This is a genomic window from Pannonibacter sp. SL95 (genome assembly GCF_026672425.1).
GTDB lineage: Bacteria > Pseudomonadota > Alphaproteobacteria > Rhizobiales > Stappiaceae > Pannonibacter.
Map to the genome: position 1 here is coordinate 934,250 of NZ_JAPPRC010000006.1, position 20,610 is coordinate 954,859.

Genomic DNA, 20,610 nt, shown 5'->3' on the forward strand with positions numbered 1-20,610 from the left:
CCCGCCCTGAGCTGTCTCCTGCCCACAGTCGCAGAAACGCTGCGGCAGTCAATTTCCCTCTGGCGGCACAGGCTGCCGATCACGCAGGCGTGTTGGCCAATCTGCAGTGAGCTGTGTTGCTTTGGCGCCCCTTGCCAAGCCTCCCGAAACAACCTACCTCGGCTGAATGACACACTCCGTTCTTCCTCCGCGCGCGGAAGCGCGCCCCGTCACCCTGACCACCCACGGCATCACCCGCCAGGACGATTACGCCTGGCTGCGGGCTGACAACTGGCAGGAGGTCATGCGGGATCCTTCTGTCCTGGCGGACGACATCCGGGCCTATCTGGAGGCCGAGAACGCCTATCTCGAGGCGCAGATGGCGCCGACCAAGGCGTTGCAGGACACGCTGTTTGCCGAGATGAAGGGCCGCATCAAGGAAGACGACAGCTCCGTTCCGATGCAGGACGGGCCGTATGAGTATGGCCTGCGCTATGTGACCGGCGGCCAGCATCCGATCCTGACCCGGACCCCGCGCGGCGGCGGCGACGAACAGATCCTCATTGACGGCGACAAGGAAGCAGCGGGCAAGGCCTACTTCAAGCTGGCCGGTGCGACCCATTCCGACGATCACAGCCGTCTGGCCTGGGCCTATGACGACAAGGGCTCGGAGTTCTACACCCTCAAGCTGCGCGACATGACGACGGGCGCCGACATGGCCACCGTGATCGAGGACACCGCAGGCGGTGGCGAGTTCTCGGCCTGCGGGCGTTATCTGTTCTATATCCGGGTTGATGCCAATCATCGGCCGTCCAAACTGTTCCGCCACGAGATTGGCACCGATCCGGCGACGGACGTGCTTGTCTACGAGGAGGCGGATGCCGGCTTCTTCATGGGCGTTGGCAAGACCCAATCGGGCAGCCACATCGTCATCGACATCCATGACCATGAGACTTCCGAAGTCCATGTCATCCCTGCCGACGCACCGACCAGTGCCCCGCGCCTGATCGCGGCGCGCGAGACGGCGATTGAATATTCGGTCGATGAAAGCGGTGGCCAGTTCTTCATCCTGACCAATGCGGACGATGCCGAAGACTTCAAGATCGTCACCGCGCCGGTCAGCGATCCGGGGCGGGCGAACTGGAGCGATCTGGTGCCGCACAAGGGCGGCCGGCTGATCCTGTCGGTCACCGCCTACAAGGACTTCATCGTCCGCCTGGAGCGCGAGGATGGGCTGCCGCGCATCGTGGTGCGGCGGCTGGTGGATGCCGTCGAACATGCGATTGCCTTCGACGAGGAGGCCTATTCGCTCGGACTGTCGGACGGCTACGAGTTCGACACCAGCCTGATCCGCTTCACCTATTCCTCGATGACGACGCCGTCGCGCACCTATGACTACGATGTCGAGACGCGCCAGCGCACGCTGCGCAAGGAACAGGCGGTGCCGTCGGGCCACAACCCGGCCGACTATGTCACCCGCCGCCTGCAGGCCCGCGCGGCCGATGGCGAGCTGGTGCCGGTGTCAGTACTCTACCGCAAGGACACGCCGCTCGACGGCTCCGCGCCCTGCCTGCTCTATGGCTATGGCTCCTATGGCATTTCCATCCCGGCGAGCTTCAACACCAACTGCCTCAGCCTCGTCGACCGGGGCTTCGTCTATGCGATCGCGCATATCCGCGGCGGCAAGGAAAAGGGCTATGCCTGGTATTCGAAGGGCCGGCGCGAGTTCAAGCGCAACACCTTCACCGATTTCCTGGCTGCAGCCGACCATCTCGTCGGCGAAGGCTTCACCGCGCATGAGCGCATCGTCGCGCAGGGCGGTTCGGCCGGCGGCATGCTGATGGGCGCGGTGGCGAACATGGGCGGCGAGAAGTTCGGCGGCATCATCGCCGAGGTGCCCTTCGTCGACGTGCTGAGCACCATGCTCGACGACACGCTGCCGCTGACGCCGCCGGAATGGCCGGAATGGGGCAACCCGATCGCCAGCCGCGAGGCCTATGACTACATCGCCGGCTACTCGCCCTATGACAATGTCACGGCGAAGGCCTATCCGGCGATCCTGGCGGTCGGTGGCCTGACTGATCCGCGCGTGACCTACTGGGAACCAGCGAAGTGGGTGGCCCGCCTGCGGGCGGTGAAGACCGGCGACAGCCTCTTGATGCTGAAGACCAACATGGAGGCCGGACACGGCGGTGCCTCCGGCCGGTTTGACCGGCTGAAGGAAGTGGCACTGGTTCAGGCCTTCGCACTGAAGGTTGCAGGACAGGCTTGACGGCTCGATCAGGGTGCCTGCTCGCGCCCTGATCACTCGTCTGTGACTTCCGCTTTACCGGCAAATCCTCCTTCAATGGCGATGCGGATGGTGACGCGCCGTTTGCCGTGAGGGAGATGTTGATGAAGAAATTTGTTCTGGCCGCTGCTGCGGTCCTGTTTGTCATGCCGGCGGTGCAGGCAGCGGATGATCCGGTTGCCACGCGCAAGGCGATCATGCAGTCGGTTGCCGCAAGCGCCGGCCTGTCCGGCGGCCTGATGAAGGGCGAGATTGCCTACAGCCCGGCCGCTGGCAAGGCTGCCATTGCGTCGCTGAACGCAGCTGCGCTCTCCCATGGCTCGTTCTTCCCGGCCGGCAGTGACACCGCAGCCGGCACGACCGCCAGCCCGAAGATCTGGTCTGATGCAGCCGGATTTGCCGCTGCGCTGGCCAAGTTCTCGGCAGCCACCGGGGCCGCAGCCCAGGCGTCCGGCAAGGATGGCCCGGCTGATGCCGAAGCGTTCAAGGCCGCTGTCGGCCCGATCCTTGCCAACTGCAAGAGCTGCCACGAAGCTTACCGCGTGCAGAAATAACCCAACTGGAGTGCGCGGGGATGCGTCGCAAGATCCTGATAGGTGTTCTTCTGGCTGGCGCAGCCGTGGCTGCCGCCGGCTGGATGTTGACCGCCCCGCGCCCTCTCTCCTCCGCAACGTTGGCGGCCTTGCCCGATGGCGACCCGCAGCGGGGCGAGGTGGTGTTCCACGCCGGTGGTTGCACATCCTGCCATGCGGCACCAGGCGCAAAGGGCGAGGACAAGCTGAAGCTGGCGGGCGGGCTGAAACTGGCGACGCCCTTCGGCACCTTCGTCGCGCCGAATATTTCGAGCGATCCGAACGACGGGATCGGCGGCTGGAGCAAGGCCGACTTCGCCAATGCCATGCTGGCCGGCGTGTCGCCGGACGGCGCGCATTATTACCCGGCCTTTCCCTATACATCCTATGCCCGGATGACGCCGAGCGATGTGATGGACCTGCAAGCCTACATGCAGCAGCTGCCGGCAGTGGCCGGAAAGGCACCGGCGCATGAACTGGGCTTTCCCTTCAACATCCGCCGCGGACTGGGGCTCTGGAAGCTGGCCAATCTGGATCCGGCACCAGTGGTCACGGTGGCTGCTGGCGATGCCGTCCTTGAGCGTGGCCGCTATCTGGTCGAGGGGCCGGGGCATTGCGGCGAATGCCACACCCCGCGCGATGCCATCGGCGGCCTGGACCGCAGCCGCTGGCTTGCAGGCGCTGCGGCACCCACGGGCGAAGGCCGTATTCCGAACATTACGGGCGGAGAGGGCGGTATCGGCAGCTGGAGCGCTGCCGACATTGCCTATTATCTTGAAACCGGCTTCACGCCGGACTTCGATTCCGTCGGCGGCGAGATGGTTGCCGTGCAGGAGAACATGGCCAAGCTGCCTGCCAGCGACCGGGAGGCGATTGCCGCCTATCTGAAGGCTGTGCCGGCGCTGGCGGACGGGCGCTGAGGGCCTCCCAGATTTTACTCCGGGAGGCTTGGAGCGTCAGGCCTTGAGGGTGGCTGCGACGGCCTCGGCGAGCGTGACGGTCGGGCGGCCGATGAGGCGGGAGAGGGTCTTGCCGTCATCGAAGAGCTCGCCCCTTGCAGTGGCGGTGTCGGCATCGGCGAGAGCACCGGCAAACCCATCCGGCAGGCCGACCTGGATCAGCAACCCCTTGAATGCCTCTTCAGACATGTTCGTGTAGGCAACCGGCTTTCCAGACTGGCGCTCGATCTCGGCGGCAAGGTCGGCCTTGGTGAAGGACGTGTCGCCAGCAAGCTCGAGGACGGTGCCGGAGGCTGCACCCTTGCGCAGGAGTTCGGCTGCAGCTGCTGCGTAATCGGAGCGGGCAGCTGCGGATATGCGGCCCTCGCCCGAGGCACCGAAGACCGCGCCATGTTCAATGGCGGCCGGAACCGAGCCCATGAAATTCTCCAGATACCAGCCATTGCGCAGGAGAACATAGGGAACGCCGGAGGCGGCGAGAGCCTGTTCGGTGATCTTGTGTTCGGCGGCGAGGATCATGCCGGACTGCGGCGTGCGCAGGATCGAGGTGTAGATCAGGAGTTCGACACCTGCCGCCTTGGCCGCCGCAATGACCGCCTTGTGCTGAGCCGCGCGGCTGCCAACCTCCGAAGAGGAAATCAGCAACAGCTTGCTGACGCCCTTGAGGGCAGGGGCGAGGGTCTCGGGGCGGCTGTAGTCGAACGCGGCAACCTGAGCGCCGCGGGCGGCAAGGTCAGCGACCTTGTCCGGGCTGCGCACGAGAAGGCGCAGCGAGGCGGCAGGTTCGGTGGCGAGCAGGTTTTCAGCGACGAGGCGGCCGAGCTGGCCGCTGGCACCAGTAATTGCAATCATGATCAGGTCTCCTTCTGGGTTTGGATCGGGTTCGGGGTTCGATGGACCTGATATGCGCTTCAAACTTTCTTTTGGAAAGTACGCACTAATTTGTTAGTATCGCCTTTGTTGAAACGAGGATGCTGGCAATGGATGGCGCGGACCTTCTGGACCGGAAAGGCAGCGAGATTGAGGGGGAGGGCGCCCGGCAGCCCGAAGCGCTGTCCGGACTGCTGCAGCGCGGACTGGTGTTCAGCGAAGCCTGCCCGTCGCGCGAGATCCTGAAACACCTGACCAGCCGCTGGGGCGTGCTGGTCCTGCTGGCGCTGCTGGAAGGCATGCACCGCTACAGCACCTTGCGCCGCAAGATCGGCGGGGTGAGCGAAAAGATGCTGGCGCAGACCCTGCAGCAGCTGGAGGCGGACGGGTTCCTGACCCGCACATCCCTGCCGGTGGTGCCGCCGCATGTGGAGTACCGGCTGACGGAGCTGGGCCGGGAGGCGGCAGAACGGGTGCGCGTGCTGGCGGACTGGATCGAGGTCAACATGCCGCGGATCCTTGAGGCGCAGCAGGAAAAGAGCGACTGACCCGCGCGGCGCAAACTGATTCCCCCTGTGCAGACGCCAATCAAACCGCCTGTCAGCGGCGGCGCGATGCTTGATGCCTGGCCAAAAACTCAAGGCCGGATGCGGCTCTGATGCGGCGTTGACCTGACAATACGTAGAAACACGGGCGGGTTTGACGCTGGCACCTTGCGATTGCGGCCAGGAAGAACCAATTCAAACGAAAATTTTAACTTCCTCCTCCTAGCCTCGGGATCGGAGCCGTCCGGTCCGGACGTCAAGACCCCCAGACCAGCCGAAGAGTGAGCATGACGCCCGCCGCACCCGACATGACCATCCTCGCCGTGCTTGCGCCCTTTGCGGCTGCGGCGATCGCGCCCTTCGCCGTCAGGATTCTCAAGCACAACGCGGCCTGGCCGCTGGCGCTGGTGCCCTTCCTGATCTTCGCCCATTTCGCCGGCTTCGTGTCTGGCGTGTCGCAGGGGCAGACCTTCACGGTTGCCCGCGAGTGGGTGCCGGCCTACGGCGTCAGCCTGTCGTTCTACATCGACGGACTGTCGACGCTGTTCGCGCTGCTGATTTCCGGCATCGGCACGTTCATCATTCTTTACGCAGGCGGCTACCTGAAGGGGCATCCGCAGCAGGGGCGGTTCCTGTCGTTCCTGTTCCTGTTCATGGGCGCGATGCTGGGGCTCGTCACGGCTGACAACCTCATTACGCTTTTCATCTTCTGGGAACTGACCTCGATCACCTCGTTCCTGCTGATCGGCTTTGACCATCTGCGGGCCGCCTCGCGCCGGGCGGCGCTGCAGGCGCTGCTGGTGACGGGTGGCGGTGGTCTTGCGCTGCTCGCCGGGTTCCTGCTGATCATCCAGATCACCGGCGAGATCGAGATGTCGAAAGTGCTGGCGAGCGGCGATGTGCTGCGCGGCAGCGCGCTGTATCTGCCCGTTTTCCTTCTGGTCCTGGGTGGTGCCTTCACCAAGTCGGCCCAGTTCCCGTTCCATTTCTGGCTTCCCAACGCCATGGAAGCGCCGACCCCGGTGTCGGCGTTCCTGCATTCGGCGACGATGGTGAAGGCTGGCGTCTATCTGCTGATGCGCGTGCATCCGGTGCTGGGAGGCACGGACATCTGGATGACCGTGCTGCCGCTGTTTGGCGGTGTGACCTTGCTGGTGGGCACCTTGCTCGCCGTGCGCCAGACAGACCTGAAGCTGATGCTGGCCTATACGACCGTCGCCTCGCTCGGGCTGCTGGTCATGCTGACGGGCACCAGCAACGAGAAGGCACTGGAAGGCGCGGTGCTCTATCTCTTCGCCCATTCGCTGTTCAAGGGCGCGCTGTTCATGGTCGCCGGCACCATCGACCATGAGGCAGGAACGCGTGACGTCACCAAGCTGGGCGGGTTGCGCAAGGCGATGCCGATCACCTTTGCCGCGGCAGCACTCGCAGGCCTGTCCATGGCCGGCCTGCCGCCGTTCATCGGCTTCATCGCCAAGGAAGTTCTCTACTATGGCACCTGGGGCTTGCCGCAGGGGGCGATGCTGCTGACGGTGGTCGCCGTCATCGGCAATGCCCTGATGCTGGTGATTGCAGCTGCCGTCGCGATCAAGCCCTTCTTTGGGCCGGAAGTACACACGCCCAAGCATGCCCATGAAGGGCCCGTCCTGCTGTGGGTTGGTCCTGTGGTGCTGTCGCTTACCGGCCTTGCCGCTGCCATGATGGCGCATACGACCGGTGAACTGTTCATCGGGCCGATGCTGTCCTCGCTGAAGGGCACGCCGGCAATCGTCGAGCTGCATCTGATCCCGGGCTATATTTCGGCACCGCTGATCCTGTCGATCATCACCGTGGCGCTTGGCGTCGTGCTGTTCCTGCAGCTTGACCGGCTGCGCGGGATCATTGCCTCGATCCTGGCGGCGATCGGCTGGGGGCCGGACCGTGGCTTCGACCAGGTGGTTGCCGCGATTGTCTGGATCTCGGCCGTCGTGACGCGGCTGCTGCAGGGCGGCAAGATGCAGACCTACATGGTGCTGACCTTCGCCGTCACAGGCGCGGCCCTGCTGCTGCCGCCTTACCTGATGGGCAGCTTCCCGGCAGTTCCGGCTTGGCCGGAGTTCCGCTTCTACGAATGGGCGGTCATTGCCATTGCAGTGCTGGGCCTTGGTGCGGTGCTGGTGGCCAAGACCCGCCTGACGGCGATCGTCTCGCTCGGCATCCAGGGCTTTGCGGTGGCTACGCTGTTCATGCTGTTTGGCGCGCCGGACCTGTCCTTCACCCAGTTCATGATCGAAACCCTGTCCGTGGTGGTGCTGGCACTGGTGATGACGCGTCTCAACCTGTCGCCGCGTGACCATCGGCCGTTTGGCGCCAAGCTGGTCACGGGGATCGTGGCGGCGTCCGTGGGTGCAGGCTTTGCCCTGGTGCTGATGGCGGTGACGCAGTCCCCGTTCGACGCCCGCCTGTCCGAGTTCTTCACGCAGTACAGCCGTGCGATTGCCCATGGCCGCAACATCGTCAACGTCATCATCGTCGACTTCCGCGGCTTTGATACGCTGGGCGAGATTGCCGTGGTGGTGCTGACCGGCCTCGCCGTGCTCGGGCTGATCCGGATCCAGACCAAGACACATGCGGGAGAGGCTTCCGCAAAGACGACAAAGGCGGCCAAGTCTGCCCGCAAACCGGTGGAGGCCCGCTGATGCGCACGGTCATCTTCCGCACCTTTGCCCCGTTCATCACGGCGCTGATGGTGCTGTTCTCGATCTTCGTCCTGCTGCGCGGCCATAACGAGCCCGGTGGTGGCTTTATCGGCGGTCTGATTGCAGCCTCGGCGCTGGCGATCTATGGCATTTCCGCTGGCGTCGGGCCGGCGCGGCGGGCCCTGAAGGCCCATCCGATGAGCATTGCCGCATTCGGGCTGCTGCTGGCAGCGCTGTCGGGCCTGCTGTCGCTGTTCACCCGCCAGGCCTTCATGACCAGCCAGTGGGTGACCATCGATTTCCTCGGCGTTGCGGTCGATCTGTCGACGCCGATGTTCTTCGACATTGGCGTTTATCTGGTGGTGGTGGGCGCAATCGGCTCGATTGCCCTGGCCCTTGAGGAACGGGAGAGCGACTGATGGAAGCCGGGTTCTCGGTCCTGATCGGACTTTTCTTTGCCGTGGGCGTCTATCTGATGCTGTCGCGGCACATCGTCCACATCCTCATCGGCATCACGATCCTGGGCAATGCGGTCAACATGTTGATCTTTACCGCAGGACGGCTGACGCGCGAAGTGCCGCCGGTGATCCCGCCGGACCTGTATGTGCCGGCCGGGGCAACTGCCAATCCGCTGCCGCAGGCGCTCGTGCTGACGGCAATCGTGATTTCCTTCTCCTTCTTCGCCTTCTTGCTGGTGCTGGCCTTCCGCACCTATCAGGAACTGGGCACCGATGACGTCAACGAGATGCGCGTCGCCGAGCCCAAAGGCGAAGCTCTGCCGCCGCAGGGGTACTGATCCATGGCTGGTTCTTCCACTACTGTCGACATTGCGCAGGCGATGTTCACCGAGCCGGTCGCCTTCGCCGACTGGCTGGTCATTGCCCCGTCGATCCTCACCATCATCGGCGGCACGCTCTGCCTGATCACGCGCAAGCAGACAACGCTGGCGCCAAAGCTTGGCCTGTTCTTCCTCGGGCTGCTGGTGCTCAACAACGTGATGCTGCTGGCCGAAGTGCTGAAGCGCGGTGTCATCACCATGGTGATGGGCAACTGGCTGCCGCCGTTCGGCATCGCCTTCACCGTCGATGCGCTGGGGGCAACGCTGGCGCTGGTGGCGGCGATCGTCGCGTTTTCGGCCGGGCTCTATGCCTCGATCACGATCGACAGTTCCGGCAAGCGCTACGGTTTCTACCCGTTCCTGCTGCTGATGATGACGGGCGCGAACGGGGCGTTCCTGACCGGCGACATCTTCAACATGTATGTCTGGTTCGAGGTGCTGCTGATCTCGTCCTACGGGCTCCTGGTGCTCGGCAATGACCGTGCCCAGCTCGATGGTACGGTGAAATACGGCATCCTCAACCTGATCGGCACCAACCTGTTCCTGATCGCCACCGGTCTGCTCTATGGCCAGCTCGGCACGCTGAACATGGCCGACATCACGATGAAGGTGAGGGAAAGCGGCGTCAGCGGTCCGCTGATGACGATTGCCGTGCTGTATTTCCTGGCCTTTGCCATGAAGGCGGCCGCGTTCCCGGTGAATTTCTGGCTGCCCTCGTCCTATCACACGCCGCGCATCGTGGTGGCGGCGGTGTTTGCCGGGCTGCTGACCAAGGTCGGTGTCTATGCGCTGCTGCGCACGCTCGTCATGCTGATGCCGGCGGCGCGGACCGAACTGGCGGAAATCATCGCCTGGGTTGCTGCGCTGACGATGCTGACCGGCGTGATTGGCGCGCTGGCACAATCGGACCTGCGCCGGATGCTGGGATACCTCGTCATCTCGGGCATCGGCTCGATGCTGGCGGGCATTGCGATGGGCTCGGTGCTGGCTCTGTCCGGAACGGTGTTCTATGCCGTTCACTCGATCCTGGTGATGACCGCGCTGTACATGGCCGCAGGACTGATGGCCGCGATGGCCGGCAGCTACGACCTGCGCCGGCTCGGTGGCCTTTATGGGGCCAGCCCGGTGCTGGCCGGCGTGTTCCTGGTCCTGGCGCTTGCGGTTGCAGGCCTGCCGCCGTTCTCCGGTTTCTGGCCGAAAGTGATGCTGGTGGATGCCGCGCTGACGCTCGGCTGGAACTGGCTGGCCGCTTCGATCCTCGTGACCGGCTTCCTGACATCTTTGGCCGTTGGCCGCGTCTGGATCTATGCGTTCTGGCGCGGCGGCCCGGAGGGGACGGTTGATGGCGGTTCCGTCAGCCTGCCCGGCGGCGGCGTGCTGACGCTTGGCGCGCAGGGGCAGTCGACGGCGGCTGTCTGGGTTCCGATCGGCATCCTGACGGCGCTTGTGATCCTGTTCGGCCTGCAGCCGGAATGGATGATGGAAGTGTCCTCGCGCGGCGCATCCGGGTTGGTGGACCCGGTCGGCTATCTCAGATCTGTGTTCGGAGGCGGCGCATGACCGGTCTGTTCCTCATCAACATCCTGCTGGCCCTCGCCTGGGCCGCAGTGACGGGTTCCTTCTCGGTGGTCAATCTCGGCTTCGGCTTCGTGCTTGGGTCGGGCGTGCTCTACATGATCCGCGAGCAGATCGGCGGCTCGACCTATTTCCGGCGGATGGACCGCGTCATCAGTCTGGTGCTGCTGTTCCTGAAGGAGCTGGCGCTGTCGGCCTGGCGTGTGGCCCTGATGGTCAGCCGCCCGAAGCTGGAAGTCAGCCCCGGCATCATCGCCTTCCCGCTGACCGTTGACCGGGACTTCGAGATCGCGCTGCTGGCCAACCTGATTACGCTGACGCCGGGCACGCTGTCGGTCGACGTGTCGGATGACCGCAAGATCCTGTACGTGCATTGCGTCGATCTGCCGGACCCCGAAGGCACCATTGCCGACATTCGCGACGGCTTCGAGCGCAAGATCATGGAGGCATTCCGTTGAGCCCGTTGGAAACCTTTGCGTCCGGCTTCCTGGACGTCGCCATCCAGATCTCGCTGGCCCTGCTGTGCCTTGCCTTCCTGCTGACGGTGGTGCGCACCGTGCTGGGGCCGACGCTGCCAGACCGGGTGCTGGCGCTGGACATGCTGGTTGCAACCGTCATCGGCTTCATTGCCGTGATTGGCGTTGCCACCGACTTTTACCTCTACATCGACATCGCGATTACCCTCGGCCTCGTCGGCTTCCTGGCGACTGTGGCCCTGGCCCGCTTCATCCTCAATCGCGGCGCAGCTGGCGACCAGACGATTGCGGAAGAGGTGAAGGACAGCGTGGCGCGCAACAGGAGTGTGAAATGACCGCTCTCTTTGACATTGTGGTCGGCCTGACATTGCTGGTCGGCGCGATCTTCGCGGTGCTTGCCGCTGTCGGCATCCTGCGTCTCCCGGATGTTTACACCCGTATGCATGCGGCCTCGAAGGCGGGTACGGTTGGTTCGAGCCTGATGCTGATCGCGCTCGCGATTGACGCGGGACAGCTGGACGTGATCACGCGCGCTGTGGCGGGTGTCCTGTTCTTCCTGCTGACTGCCCCCATCTCGGCGCATCTGCTGGCCAAAGCAGCCTTTGCGGCGGGCTATCCGCCCTGCGCCAGCATGCGGCAGGACTGGGTGCGGGAGCTGCAAGGCAAGGGCACGGGCAAGCGCAAGGCCTGAATTGTAAAAAATACTAGGGATAATGTTCAGGTCCGGAGTGCTGGCACTCCGGACCTTTTTGTTGCGAAGTCATTGCCTCAGCGTCAGTTTTTTCGCTCGTTGGTTGACCGTCGTCGCGCAGTTCGCTGGTTGAAGACAGTCACACCGCGAATCCTGGCTTGCAATGCCTGTCGGAATGGGCAAAGAGGCAAGCGTCGATGCTGGATTGATGGTCGAGTCGTTACGGTATTGGTCATTGATTGCGCGTCAGAGCAATTTACTCAGTGGGATCTCCACAAATTCGACAAATTTGGTCACGACTGACTGTTGATGCAGCCAATTCCGCTTGAAGAATTACTTTTTCGTTGTTGTTCAGGGCTTGTCGACTGCCAAGGGCGCCTGTATAACGCGAAGAACGTTGCAAAAGCAGTAGAATCACATTTTGCAGTCGAACACCGCAAGCAAGACTTCAGGTTCTTGAAGGCGGGTGCCGGAGCGGGAAGCTTCGGAGCGACTTATGAGATCGACACAAGATATATGGAACGGATGAGATATGACTGACAATCCGGTAGACGCCAACCTGATCGACCTGACCGCTGAGATCGTTTCTGCTTACGTGAGCAACAACACGGTGGCTGCTACGGAACTGCCGGGTCTGATCAACGATATCTACAACGCTCTGCAGCGTACGTCCGGCACCCAGGCCGAGCCGGAGCCGGAGCCGCTGAAGCCGGCCGTTCCGGTCAAGAAGTCCGTCATGCCGGACTACATCATCTGCCTGGAAGACGGCAAGAAGTTCAAGTCGCTGAAGCGTCACCTGCGCACGCACTACGACATGACCCCGGAAGAGTACCGCGAAAAGTGGGACCTGCCGGCAGACTATCCGATGGTCGCCCCGAACTACGCCGCTGCGCGTTCGGAACTGGCCAAGAAGATGGGCCTCGGCCAGCAGCGCAAGCGCACCAAGTAAGCGCCAGCGCAAAACGTTCTTCCGTGTCAGCACGGATCAGGACCGTCCCGGTTTCCGGGGCGGTCCTTTTTGTTTGGTGCCCCGGCGGATGGGGCAGTTCTGACCGGAACCGGGCTTGCGGTGGATCTTTGAGCGCTCGGATTGCAGAAGACCTTGCCCCTAGGTCGTGCGACCGGTGCGCGCGCGGCAAAGGCAAGCTGTATCGCTGACAGCAGCGCCAGATATCGCGCCAGGCTGGCTGTCCAGTGCCCGGACCTGAGCCGTCCACGTTCACAGCGGCAAGCCCGCACAAGTGCACGAACCGTCTGACGCGGGACAGGCTGTCCAGCTGCCCAACCTTCCGGAAGCGCGGTTTCGCGCGCAAGCAGTCTGATGATCCGCCCACGTGTCCGGGCGCCGGCCTCACTGAGCGGCGCCGCCGTCTGACCCGTTTTCTTCCTTCCCAGGCCCATTATTTGTCCCCTCGGCACCTGTTCCTTGCTGCTCCAGTTTGCGGGCAACCCGGCAGGGCGGGGATAACTTTGGTTTGCACCCGCGGTTCCCCTGCAAGTTGATAGGAAACTTATCCCCCACCTCAAATTGAGCCCTTAGAATGTAGGAAAATAAGCCTACAAACCGGAAGATAATGTGGAGGTTTTCAATGCAAAACTTCGTCGTGGAGGTGCTTGGGGAAGTAAAGGGGCGGGTCAGGTGCCGGCTGGCCAGTGCCCGGGCGAACCCATTGTTTGAGCAACGTCTTGTCAGGGCGGAAATGATTATTGCTGCAAGCTTCGGGATTTCGCGCGAAGAGCTCTACCTGTCTACGCGAGGCCGCAAGACTGTTGCAGATGCAAGGCAGATCATGATGTATCTTGCCCATGTCACCTTTGGGTTCACGCTGGGTGAGGTTGGGCGGTTGTACAACCGAGACCGTTCAACGGTTGGCTATGCTTGTCGCAAGTTCGAGGACTTGCGCGACAACCCAAGGCATGACCACATGCTGGATCAGCTCGAGCGTGCCATCTGCGCGGGTGGGAACGTCGGCCTTGCGCCGATGGAACTCGTCGCCATCGCCCAAGCCGGCGGAGGCGCGTGATGCAGGACAGAGCGCTGCTGAAACGGTTGGCGCGGGGACCGCTGCCATCAACCGAGCTGGATGACGCGGTAGAGAGGCATGGGGCGCACACGCGGGCCATATGGAGGCGGTGGCTCGCAGATGGTGTGGTCGAGAACCGCAACGGAATGCTGCACCTGACCGACGCGGGGCGTTTGCGGTTGCGCCGGATGCTGGCAGGAGCCGAAGACGCTTTCCGCGCCCAGCATCAATTGCGCCAGGCATCCACCTCAGACATTTCCGGGACAGATGACCTTGCTGAGGTCACGGCACCGGCGGGATCAGGGTTGAACGCCAACCCCGTGGTGGATCTTGGCGAAAGCCCGCTGGCCTGGCTCGCGGCGCGCAAGGATGCAAAGGGCAGGGCGCTGCTAGACCGGCATCAGGTGGAGGCGGGAGAGCGGCTGCGGCAGGACTACACATTTGCTGGCTTGATGCCGCGCTTTGCCGGCGGCTGGCGGACCGAGCGGATCAGCGGCGGCCGCCCATCGACGGGGGTGGACCTGGAAGACCACATCCTTGCGGCAAGGCGCCGGGTCGAACTGGCCCTGAGCGCAGTCGGAGGCGGGCTTGCGCCGGTGCTGGTAGACGTCTGTTGCCTGCTGAAAGGGCTCGAGGCGGTCGAGAAGGAGCGGGGCTGGCCACCGCGCTCGGGCAAGGTGGTGCTTGGTCTCGCGCTGACCAGCCTCAGCGAGCACTATCGGATGGGTGTTCCCGGCGTCAGGCCGAAAGGCTCTCCGCAGCGTCCCGGCGAATCCGGTCGACCATCGATTTGAGGCCATTGGAGCGCTGCGGCGTCAGGTGGTCCTGAAGGCCGATGCGGGCGAAGATTGCATCAACGTCGGTTGCGAGGATCTCGCGGGCAGTCTTGCCGGAGAAGATTGCCAGTACGATGGCAACGAGGCCCTGAACGATCAGGGCGTCGCTGTCGCCCTCGTAGGTCAGGACAGGCTCGCCGGCGTTGTCGTGCGTGACGTGGGTGACCAGCCAGACCTGCGACACGCAGCCCCGGACCTTGTAGTCATCGGTGCGGCACTCGGCCGGAAAGGGCGGCAGGGCGCGGCCGAGGTCGATGACATACTTGTAGCGATCCTCCCAGTCGTCGAGGAACTCGAATCCGTCAAGAATGTCGCCAAGTGAGGTTGTCATGCCGGTGCCCGATGGGAACTGAAGGTGCCGCAGATATAGCGGCCTGCCGGACAAGTGCAAGCGCAGCCGGGGCCCGAGAAGGGCGGCACAAAAAAGAAACGCCGCAAGCGGAAAGGGCAGCTGCCCACTTGCGGCGTCGCGGTAAAGTCCGCGTAGTGTTTTCCGTCTCCCGAACCAGCCGCCAGAGAGGGCGGCACGGTCCGGTCATGCGGGGCGCAAACCACCGCGAACGATACGCAACGACACGATCGAACGCGGACAGCAGTGGTCAGACACGAGAGCCTGACCGGGGATTGGGCCGTGGCACCGGCCCAAAGGAGGCCTCCGGAGCGGAGGGAGCTTGAACGGGAGCAACAGCTGCGGCTCCTGGAATTGTTTCCGGCGCAGGCACGTGCCAGGCGGGAGCCGGGGCGGGTGCCAGAGTGCCGGCGTTGCCGACAGACCCGGTGAAGGCCGGTGCATCTGCGCTCACGCTGGCCTGCGGAGCGACGGGTGCGGTGCCCTCGACCGATTTGTCGAGAAATTCATAGACGATCCGTGCGCCGTCGCGGGCCTGGGCCCCGATGGCGACCAGGGCCTGCCCGCCGGTTTCGCAAGCCTGCGGATTGCGGTCGCAGAAGCCGGTGAGATCGGAAACGGTTGCCTGCGCTGCGAGCATTGCAGCGAGCGGATCGACGTCGATCCCCGTGGTGCTGTCCTTCTGCCCCGTGCCGAGCGGGATCAGCAGGAGGACCAGCGTAAGCCAGAAGGCTGTTCTGATCAGAAAAAACATGACGCTACCCTGTTGCAGTTCCTGAGGTCCGCCGTGCTCCGTGCCACGGGCCAGCGGTTTTCTTATGACGACGACTGTAACACCCACATGCAAAGGGCCGGTTCAGATGGCGACGGCGATTTTCGTCAAATGCTTCGAAGACTTGAGGAAAATACGCGGCAAGTTTGATTCAAATTTGAGCAATCTTGCGCCAACCGCTGGAAATGGCTGAGGTTCTGTCTCTTGCCATTTTGCCGATTGTGTATCGGCTTTCAGCGTTCCTTAAGCGGTCTGCGCAAAACTCACTCTGGAACAGATTCCGGGACGAACCGGATCCCTGCCGATCAGAGTGAGTGTGTTGCGTAGCGTGTCCAAAGTTCTGCAGGTGTTTGGCCAGACGTTGAGCCGCTTCATCGAGGGGCTGGTGCATCCATCGGCTGCTGCCGATGCCCTGCGTGCACCGCGCCACGCAGCTTTCATGACCGCGAGCCTTGTCGCCGGGTCGGCTGCCCTGATTCTCCTTCCCCTGCATCTCGCCCTTGCCGGCCCCGCATCGCTGCCGCTGACGCTGGCGCTCGGCTGGGCCATGGCGCAGTGGCCGCTTGCGCTGTTCCTGTCGCGCACCGGCTATCTCGTTCTGGCGCAGGCTGCCTCTGCCGCGCTGTTTGCCCTGTTCATCGGTGCGATCTGCGCCATCACCGGCGGAATTGCCTCCTTTGCCTTGCTGTGGCTGCTGCTTGCTCCACTGGAGGCCGCGCTGTCGGGTGACCGCAGGGCGGTGCTTTGGGTCACCGCACTGTGCGTGGTCGAAGCCGCGCTGTTGACCATGATGATGCCGGACGCACAGGCGCTGGCGATGGCGCCTGACGCCAAGACAGCGCTTGCCGTGTCCGCTGGCGCCGGTCTTGCCTATGCGGCGATGCTGGCCTTGCGCTTTGCCTTTGACCAGAGCCGCAGCGACGCGCTCATCGAGGTGCGCGAGCAGGATCTGCGCCTTGTCTGCGGGACACTTGGCGACCTCGTGCTGCGCCTCGGCGAAGGCGGCGACGTGATGACGCTGACGGGCCCGAGCGAGACGGTGACCGGCGTTCCGTCGCGCCAGCTGCAGCATCAGGGACTGTTCCAGCGACTGCATGTGGCTGACCGGCCCGCTTATCTGAAGGCCGTGTCTGACGCCGAGCGCGGGCTGGAGCCGGCGCGGCTGGATGTGAGGCTGCGCAGTGGCAAGACCCAGCCGGGCGAGGCCGGTGTTGCTGATTACCGCTGGCTTGACCTGACCTGCCGCCGGCTGCCGGACGGCATTGTCGTTGCCGTGCTGCGCGATGCCTCTGCCCGTATGGCCGAAGACGAGCGCCAGGCCTTTGCCCGCAGCGCCGCGGAAGCTGAAACTGCGGCCCGTAGCCATATGCTGGCAACCGTCAGCCATGAGCTGCGCACGCCGCTGAATGCCATCATCGGCTTCTCCGATCTGCTCCGGGCGAGCCCCGCGATGCTGACGGACGAGAAACGCAAGCGCGAATATGTCGAGCTGATCCACGAATCCGGCACGCATCTGCTGGAAGTAGTCGAGGGATTGCTGGATGTGTCGCGGCTGGAGAAGGGGCAGTACGACCTCACCATCGAGCCGTTCGACCTGACGGCCTGCCTTGAAAGCTGCCGCCACATGCTGGCAGGCGAAGCTTCGATGCGCGGCATCACCATCCGGACCGACATTTGCGCAGGGCTGAACGCTTTTCCGGCGGATCGACGCGCGTGCCGCCAGATCGTGCTTAATCTCCTGTCGAATGCCGTCAAGTTCAGCGCCGATGGTGCGGAAGTCGTGCTGGGTGCGCGCCTGACCGGCGATGCGGTGGAACTGTCGGTGCGCGATACGGGCCTTGGCATGGACGAAGCCGCACTGGCACGGATCGGCGAGCCCTATTTCCGTGCGGCACCCCAGGCAGCGGCCGGAACCGGCCTCGGGCTGTCGATGGTCAAGGCGCTGACTGAGCTGCATGGCGGAAGCCTGAAGGTCGAAAGCCGCAAGGGCGCGGGAACGCTGGTCAGCGTCATCCTGCCGCTGGCGCCGGCGCGTGACCACGATACCGCAGGGGCTCGATCGGCCCTGAAGACCGTCGCCTGATACGGGAGCTGAGATGGCCCGGCGGAAAGACGACTTCGATGACCTGCCAGAACGCGAGGGCCTGATTGCCCGCGCGGGCAGCGCCGCGCTGGACAATCCGCTGGCTGCTGGTGGATCGGTCGTCATGGCGCTCACCGGCTGCCTCATCATCGCCAATGCCATCAGCCTGCAGCCGCAACGCCATCCTGCACCCCTGGTCGTCTCGCGCGAGCGTCAGGTGGACGTGCAAGGCGGCGAGGAGCGCAGCGTCATCGCGCAGCCGGTGTCCACGCTCATTCTCGACATCCAGACCGAGTTGCGCCGGCTTGGCCTCTATGAGGGACTGCTGGATGGTCTGATCGGACCTGCCACGGAACGCTCGATCCGCCGCTACGAGCTTCTGGCCGGAATGCCGGAAACAGGGCAGGCGACGAGTGCGCTGCTGGCCCGGTTGCTGATGGAAACGGACGACATGGCGGCAGCCGCGCAGGCGGCGCTGCAGGCAGCCACCGGCGGTCATCCACAGACTTTGCCGACTGCGCATGTGCCCGTGCCTCGGCCCTCGCCCTTTGCCCGTCCGGCCCGCACGGCGGATGTGCTGGCCGCCCAGCCGGTGCCGCCGGCCCCGCCGTTCACCCCCGCTCCGCAGGTCACTGCCGAAGTACCGCCGACCCCGCCGCGCCCGGTTGGCGATCTGTCCGGATCGCTCGACATGGACGCAAGGCGGCTGGCGCGGGTGCAGTCGCTGCTGGCCGAACTGGGCTATGGCCCCTTGCGTGCCGATGGTGTCATGAGCCAGAACACCGTCAACGCGATTCAGCGGTTCGAGCTTGACCGTGGGATGGCAATCACCGGCCAGGTCTCGCCCGCCCTGATCCGCCAGATCGAAGATTTCACCGGTATCCCGTTCGAAGGCTGAGCCAAGCCCGGCGGGAGGCCCCGCCAATGTCACGGGCTTTCTCCAGGGGCCTTTGACGCTCACATTTCAAACAGTGATCAGCGATCGAGGAACGCCCGGAACCGGGACCATCGCAGATCCGGGGAGCCGGCCCTTGGCCAGACTGACCAGCCGATTTTACGTCAGCGCATTGATCCGCCGGGTGACCGGGGAGGGAGCTTTTGCGGCCATCTCCCGCAAGGGCGCCGAGGAAGCGGGCGCGATCTTCGTGCTGGTGGATCGTCTTGACGGGACGGTGGACCTCTATGGTCCGGCCCCGCAGGCGATCTTTGACACGCGGCCGGACGAACGCCTGTTCGAGACCCTGATCAGCAAGGGCAGCCGCGAGGACGCCGGCAACCGGCTTGAACGTGAAAAGCGGATGGATCCGGATTTCTGGGTTGTCGAGATCGACAGCCGCGACGGGACCACCGTGCTGCCGTTGATCCCGGAGAGCTGAGAGACTTAGGCCCGAGCGCCGCGGCCGATCAGGACGAGGCGAGGCGCTTTTCCGTCGCGGTTTCCTCACCCAGATGCGAGGTGTCGCTGCCGCGCAGGCCGGTGGCAGGGCCATCGGCCAGCACCGACTTGCGAAGACCGGCAACGGGCGCGGCCTGAACGCCTGCGTCGGTCCGCGAGGACTGCAGGGCTGCGCCGGAATGCTGCCGCCAGGTGGAGACGAGCAACTGCGCGGCCGCCAGAGACAGGGTGTCGTAGAGGCGCAGGGCCGAGCGCAGGCCCTCCAGCGACAGGCTGGCCCCACCGAGCCTTACGAGAATGGACGATGCGTCGACCTCGGGCATGCCGAGGGCCTTTAGCGAGACCATCAGGCTTTCGCCGCTCGCGTCCGAGACAATGGCGAGGCAGAAGTCGCCGTCGAGCCCGAGGATCTGCGCCAGTTCGGATGCGAAGTCCTCCGGGCCGCCGGAGAGGGCGATTTCCGTGAGCCGTTTCAGAAGCTGCGGCTTGAGGGTCGGGCGGACCGGCTTTGCCAGCGTCTGGCGCGCCTTCTCGGCCAGGGCCCGCAATCCGGCCGCCGCGAGCGCGCGCTGCCGGTTCTGCGGATCGAGCGTCGGAAAATTGGCCATCAGCAGGCTGCTGGGCAGGGCATTGCGTTCGGCAAGGCGAGGTCCGAGCCGGTCCATCACGGCTGGCCGGCTGCACAGGACTTCAAGGCAGGCATCCGGAAGATGCAGGTCCGGGCGGTCTGCCAGCGCAAACAACGTATCGGGTTCAGCGAGTTCCGCCAGAAGGACAAGCGTTGCCTCATCGAGGTCATCGCGGCGCAGCAAGGCCCGTCGCAGGCTCTCCGGGCCGCGCCGGGCAACAAGGGCGAGGGTTGCCGCGTCAATCGCTGCGCCATGCAGCAGGACGGGATAGGCGACGAGCGCATCCTCGTCGGCGGCGAACCGCGACAGGACGTCGACAGGTGCCTGCGGCGCGCGGGCAATCAGACAGGCAACGCGCCGACGATCAGCAAGCGAGGTGGCGTCGTAGAGATTGAGGGCGAGTTCCGAAAAGGCCCGCACTTCGCTGCGGTCGTGCCGTTCGCGCGCGCAAAACAGTTCGGTCGCTGCCAGAAGCAGACGATCCTTGCGGATGATCTCAGGATCAAGCGCTGGCCGGTCACGGCCATTACCGAACGGGACTGGGGACATGGATACGCGTCAACACAGCCAGATACACAAAGACGGACCGACGGATCCGTTGCCTAAACTTAGACGTAAACCGTTAGCAGGCTGTTAACCCTGACGGCGCGTAACATGAGGGTACCGACAGGAAACAGGCTGTGGGGCGTGCGGCCCGGCGTATCATCGGGCTGCTGAACAGGCGGAGACGACGATGGGTACCTTGCTGGATTTCGCAGCGGCCCGCAGGCCGCTGAGGCGCAGACCAGTCGAGACTGGTGCTGGGCCTGACCTGAGCGCTGAAAGTGCTGCTGACCGGGTTGTCCTCTTTCCTGGCGTGCGTATCGAGCGCGAGTCGCTTGATCTCACCCCGCGAATCGGGACCATCGGTACACCGGCCAAGGATGCGGCCCCCGAACACGATCAGGCGGCCCTGACTGACGCATGAGCCGCCGCGCGAGGTGACGCGCGAGGATGGCTGCATGAGCATGACACAGGCCTGGTTTGCAAAGGTCCGGACGTCCAGGAT

The 20,610-nt window shown here is 64.2% G+C and carries 22 protein-coding genes; 18 read left to right on the forward strand and 4 right to left on the reverse strand.

What is annotated here, in order from left to right; translation table 11 throughout:
- The first annotated feature begins 166 nt into the window (after positions 1 to 166).
- The 3 genes from OVA12_RS21375 to OVA12_RS21385 all read left to right on the forward strand — a co-directional run bounded on the left by OVA12_RS21375 (position 167) and on the right by OVA12_RS21385 (position 3,761).
- Positions 167 to 2,251: a S9 family peptidase gene (locus tag OVA12_RS21375; RefSeq protein WP_268140661.1), complete on the forward strand. Its 2,085-nt coding sequence runs from the start codon at positions 167 to 169 to the stop codon at positions 2,249 to 2,251.
- A 122-nt stretch (positions 2,252 to 2,373) separates the two neighbouring features.
- Positions 2,374 to 2,823 (forward strand): c-type cytochrome, encoded by a 450-nt coding sequence (locus OVA12_RS21380; RefSeq protein WP_268140662.1) that lies wholly within the window; start codon positions 2,374 to 2,376, stop codon positions 2,821 to 2,823.
- A gap of 20 nt (positions 2,824 to 2,843) precedes the next feature.
- Complete coding sequence (locus OVA12_RS21385) at positions 2,844 to 3,761, forward strand: c-type cytochrome (protein ID WP_268140663.1); 918 nt, start codon at positions 2,844 to 2,846, stop codon at positions 3,759 to 3,761.
- Positions 3,762 to 3,797: 36 nt separating this feature from the next.
- Here the strand turns inward: OVA12_RS21385 and OVA12_RS21390 are convergent, their stop codons facing one another.
- The gene (locus tag OVA12_RS21390; RefSeq protein ID WP_268140664.1) at positions 3,798 to 4,652 is read right to left on the reverse strand and encodes an NmrA family NAD(P)-binding protein; all 855 of its coding nucleotides are present in this window, start codon (positions 4,650 to 4,652) and stop codon (positions 3,798 to 3,800) included.
- Positions 4,653 to 4,780: 128 nt separating this feature from the next.
- Here OVA12_RS21390 and OVA12_RS21395 point away from each other — a divergent pair, with 128 nt between their 5' ends.
- From OVA12_RS21395 to OVA12_RS21445, 11 genes are all read left to right on the forward strand, one after another.
- The gene (locus tag OVA12_RS21395) at positions 4,781 to 5,218 is read left to right on the forward strand and encodes a winged helix-turn-helix transcriptional regulator (RefSeq protein ID WP_268140665.1); all 438 of its coding nucleotides are present in this window, start codon (positions 4,781 to 4,783) and stop codon (positions 5,216 to 5,218) included.
- A gap of 284 nt (positions 5,219 to 5,502) precedes the next feature.
- Positions 5,503 to 7,893, forward strand: a complete 2,391-nt coding sequence (locus OVA12_RS21400) for a putative monovalent cation/H+ antiporter subunit A (protein ID WP_268140666.1) — start codon at positions 5,503 to 5,505, stop codon at positions 7,891 to 7,893.
- Complete coding sequence (locus OVA12_RS21405; protein WP_268140667.1) at positions 7,893 to 8,312, forward strand: Na+/H+ antiporter subunit B; 420 nt, start codon at positions 7,893 to 7,895, stop codon at positions 8,310 to 8,312. Before OVA12_RS21400 ends, OVA12_RS21405 begins: the two co-directional genes overlap by 1 nt.
- Positions 8,312 to 8,689, forward strand: a complete 378-nt coding sequence (locus tag OVA12_RS21410) for a Na+/H+ antiporter subunit C (RefSeq protein ID WP_268140668.1) — start codon at positions 8,312 to 8,314, stop codon at positions 8,687 to 8,689. The genes OVA12_RS21405 and OVA12_RS21410 overlap by 1 nt, the downstream gene beginning before the upstream one ends.
- A gap of 3 nt (positions 8,690 to 8,692) precedes the next feature.
- Complete coding sequence (locus tag OVA12_RS21415; protein WP_268140669.1) at positions 8,693 to 10,291, forward strand: Na+/H+ antiporter subunit D; 1,599 nt, start codon at positions 8,693 to 8,695, stop codon at positions 10,289 to 10,291.
- On the forward strand, positions 10,288 to 10,764 hold the full coding sequence (locus tag OVA12_RS21420; RefSeq protein WP_268140670.1) for a Na+/H+ antiporter subunit E: 477 nt from the start codon (positions 10,288 to 10,290) through the stop codon (positions 10,762 to 10,764). Before OVA12_RS21415 ends, OVA12_RS21420 begins: the two co-directional genes overlap by 4 nt.
- Positions 10,761 to 11,117, forward strand: coding sequence for a cation:proton antiporter (locus OVA12_RS21425; RefSeq protein ID WP_268140671.1), 357 nt, complete (start codon positions 10,761 to 10,763; stop codon positions 11,115 to 11,117). The genes OVA12_RS21420 and OVA12_RS21425 overlap by 4 nt, the downstream gene beginning before the upstream one ends.
- Entirely contained in the window at positions 11,114 to 11,473 is a 360-nt protein-coding gene (gene mnhG / locus OVA12_RS21430) for a monovalent cation/H(+) antiporter subunit G (protein WP_268140672.1), read from the forward strand. Before OVA12_RS21425 ends, mnhG begins: the two co-directional genes overlap by 4 nt.
- A 532-nt stretch (positions 11,474 to 12,005) precedes the next feature.
- Positions 12,006 to 12,422 (forward strand): MucR family transcriptional regulator, encoded by a 417-nt coding sequence (locus OVA12_RS21435; protein ID WP_268140673.1) that lies wholly within the window; start codon positions 12,006 to 12,008, stop codon positions 12,420 to 12,422.
- Between the two features lie 640 nt (positions 12,423 to 13,062).
- The gene (locus tag OVA12_RS21440; RefSeq protein WP_268140674.1) at positions 13,063 to 13,497 is read left to right on the forward strand and encodes a helix-turn-helix domain-containing protein; all 435 of its coding nucleotides are present in this window, start codon (positions 13,063 to 13,065) and stop codon (positions 13,495 to 13,497) included.
- Between the two features lie 146 nt (positions 13,498 to 13,643).
- Positions 13,644 to 14,291, forward strand: coding sequence for a DUF6456 domain-containing protein (locus OVA12_RS21445; RefSeq protein WP_268140675.1), 648 nt, complete (start codon positions 13,644 to 13,646; stop codon positions 14,289 to 14,291).
- Here the strand turns inward: OVA12_RS21445 and OVA12_RS21450 are convergent.
- Both OVA12_RS21450 and OVA12_RS21455 read right to left on the reverse strand, forming a co-directional pair.
- Positions 14,236 to 14,664 (reverse strand): SufE family protein, encoded by a 429-nt coding sequence (locus tag OVA12_RS21450; protein WP_268140676.1) that lies wholly within the window; start codon positions 14,662 to 14,664, stop codon positions 14,236 to 14,238. The genes OVA12_RS21445 and OVA12_RS21450 overlap by 56 nt on opposite strands.
- A 268-nt stretch (positions 14,665 to 14,932) precedes the next feature.
- Complete coding sequence (locus OVA12_RS21455; protein ID WP_268140677.1) at positions 14,933 to 15,436, reverse strand: DUF5330 domain-containing protein; 504 nt, start codon at positions 15,434 to 15,436, stop codon at positions 14,933 to 14,935.
- 346 nt (positions 15,437 to 15,782) lie between these two features.
- On the opposite strand from OVA12_RS21455, the gene OVA12_RS21460 reads away from it, so the two are divergent.
- The 3 genes from OVA12_RS21460 (at position 15,783) to OVA12_RS21470 (ending at position 18,913) form a co-directional block, all read left to right on the forward strand.
- Entirely contained in the window at positions 15,783 to 17,537 is a 1,755-nt protein-coding gene (locus OVA12_RS21460; RefSeq protein ID WP_268140678.1) for a sensor histidine kinase, read from the forward strand.
- Between the two features lie 13 nt (positions 17,538 to 17,550).
- Positions 17,551 to 18,435 (forward strand): peptidoglycan-binding domain-containing protein, encoded by an 885-nt coding sequence (locus OVA12_RS21465; protein WP_268140679.1) that lies wholly within the window; start codon positions 17,551 to 17,553, stop codon positions 18,433 to 18,435.
- 133 nt (positions 18,436 to 18,568) lie between these two features.
- Positions 18,569 to 18,913 carry a DUF1491 family protein gene (locus OVA12_RS21470; protein WP_268140680.1) on the forward strand — a complete coding sequence of 115 codons (345 nt, stop codon included), beginning with the start codon at positions 18,569 to 18,571 and terminating at the stop codon, positions 18,911 to 18,913.
- A gap of 28 nt (positions 18,914 to 18,941) precedes the next feature.
- Here OVA12_RS21470 and OVA12_RS21475 read toward each other — a convergent pair whose 3' ends face one another.
- Positions 18,942 to 20,111: a DUF2336 domain-containing protein gene (locus OVA12_RS21475; RefSeq protein WP_268140681.1), complete on the reverse strand. Its 1,170-nt coding sequence runs from the start codon at positions 20,109 to 20,111 to the stop codon at positions 18,942 to 18,944.
- A 184-nt stretch (positions 20,112 to 20,295) separates the two neighbouring features.
- Here OVA12_RS21475 and OVA12_RS21480 point away from each other — a divergent pair, with 184 nt between their 5' ends.
- Entirely contained in the window at positions 20,296 to 20,529 is a 234-nt protein-coding gene (locus OVA12_RS21480; protein WP_268140682.1) for a hypothetical protein, read from the forward strand.
- Positions 20,530 to 20,610 lie beyond the last annotated feature (81 nt).

Coding starts and splice junctions, on each gene's coding strand:
- OVA12_RS21375 (WP_268140661.1), top strand. CDS start 167: ATGACACACTCCGTTCTTCCTCCGCGCGCGGAAGCGCGCCCCGTCACC.
- OVA12_RS21380 (WP_268140662.1), top strand. CDS start 2,374: ATGAAGAAATTTGTTCTGGCCGCTGCTGCGGTCCTGTTTGTCATGCCG.
- OVA12_RS21385 (WP_268140663.1), top strand. CDS start 2,844: ATGCGTCGCAAGATCCTGATAGGTGTTCTTCTGGCTGGCGCAGCCGTG.
- OVA12_RS21390 (WP_268140664.1), bottom strand. CDS start 4,652: ATGATTGCAATTACTGGTGCCAGCGGCCAGCTCGGCCGCCTCGTCGCT.
- OVA12_RS21395 (WP_268140665.1), top strand. CDS start 4,781: ATGGATGGCGCGGACCTTCTGGACCGGAAAGGCAGCGAGATTGAGGGG.
- OVA12_RS21400 (WP_268140666.1), top strand. CDS start 5,503: ATGACGCCCGCCGCACCCGACATGACCATCCTCGCCGTGCTTGCGCCC.
- OVA12_RS21405 (WP_268140667.1), top strand. CDS start 7,893: ATGCGCACGGTCATCTTCCGCACCTTTGCCCCGTTCATCACGGCGCTG.
- OVA12_RS21410 (WP_268140668.1), top strand. CDS start 8,312: ATGGAAGCCGGGTTCTCGGTCCTGATCGGACTTTTCTTTGCCGTGGGC.
- OVA12_RS21415 (WP_268140669.1), top strand. CDS start 8,693: ATGGCTGGTTCTTCCACTACTGTCGACATTGCGCAGGCGATGTTCACC.
- OVA12_RS21420 (WP_268140670.1), top strand. CDS start 10,288: ATGACCGGTCTGTTCCTCATCAACATCCTGCTGGCCCTCGCCTGGGCC.
- mnhG (WP_268140672.1), top strand. CDS start 11,114: ATGACCGCTCTCTTTGACATTGTGGTCGGCCTGACATTGCTGGTCGGC.
- OVA12_RS21435 (WP_268140673.1), top strand. CDS start 12,006: ATGACTGACAATCCGGTAGACGCCAACCTGATCGACCTGACCGCTGAG.
- OVA12_RS21440 (WP_268140674.1), top strand. CDS start 13,063: ATGCAAAACTTCGTCGTGGAGGTGCTTGGGGAAGTAAAGGGGCGGGTC.
- OVA12_RS21445 (WP_268140675.1), top strand. CDS start 13,644: ATGCTGCACCTGACCGACGCGGGGCGTTTGCGGTTGCGCCGGATGCTG.
- OVA12_RS21450 (WP_268140676.1), bottom strand. CDS start 14,664: ATGACAACCTCACTTGGCGACATTCTTGACGGATTCGAGTTCCTCGAC.
- OVA12_RS21455 (WP_268140677.1), bottom strand. CDS start 15,436: ATGTTTTTTCTGATCAGAACAGCCTTCTGGCTTACGCTGGTCCTCCTG.
- OVA12_RS21465 (WP_268140679.1), top strand. CDS start 17,551: ATGGCCCGGCGGAAAGACGACTTCGATGACCTGCCAGAACGCGAGGGC.
- OVA12_RS21475 (WP_268140681.1), bottom strand. CDS start 20,111: ATGTCCCCAGTCCCGTTCGGTAATGGCCGTGACCGGCCAGCGCTTGAT.
- OVA12_RS21480 (WP_268140682.1), top strand. CDS start 20,296: ATGGGTACCTTGCTGGATTTCGCAGCGGCCCGCAGGCCGCTGAGGCGC.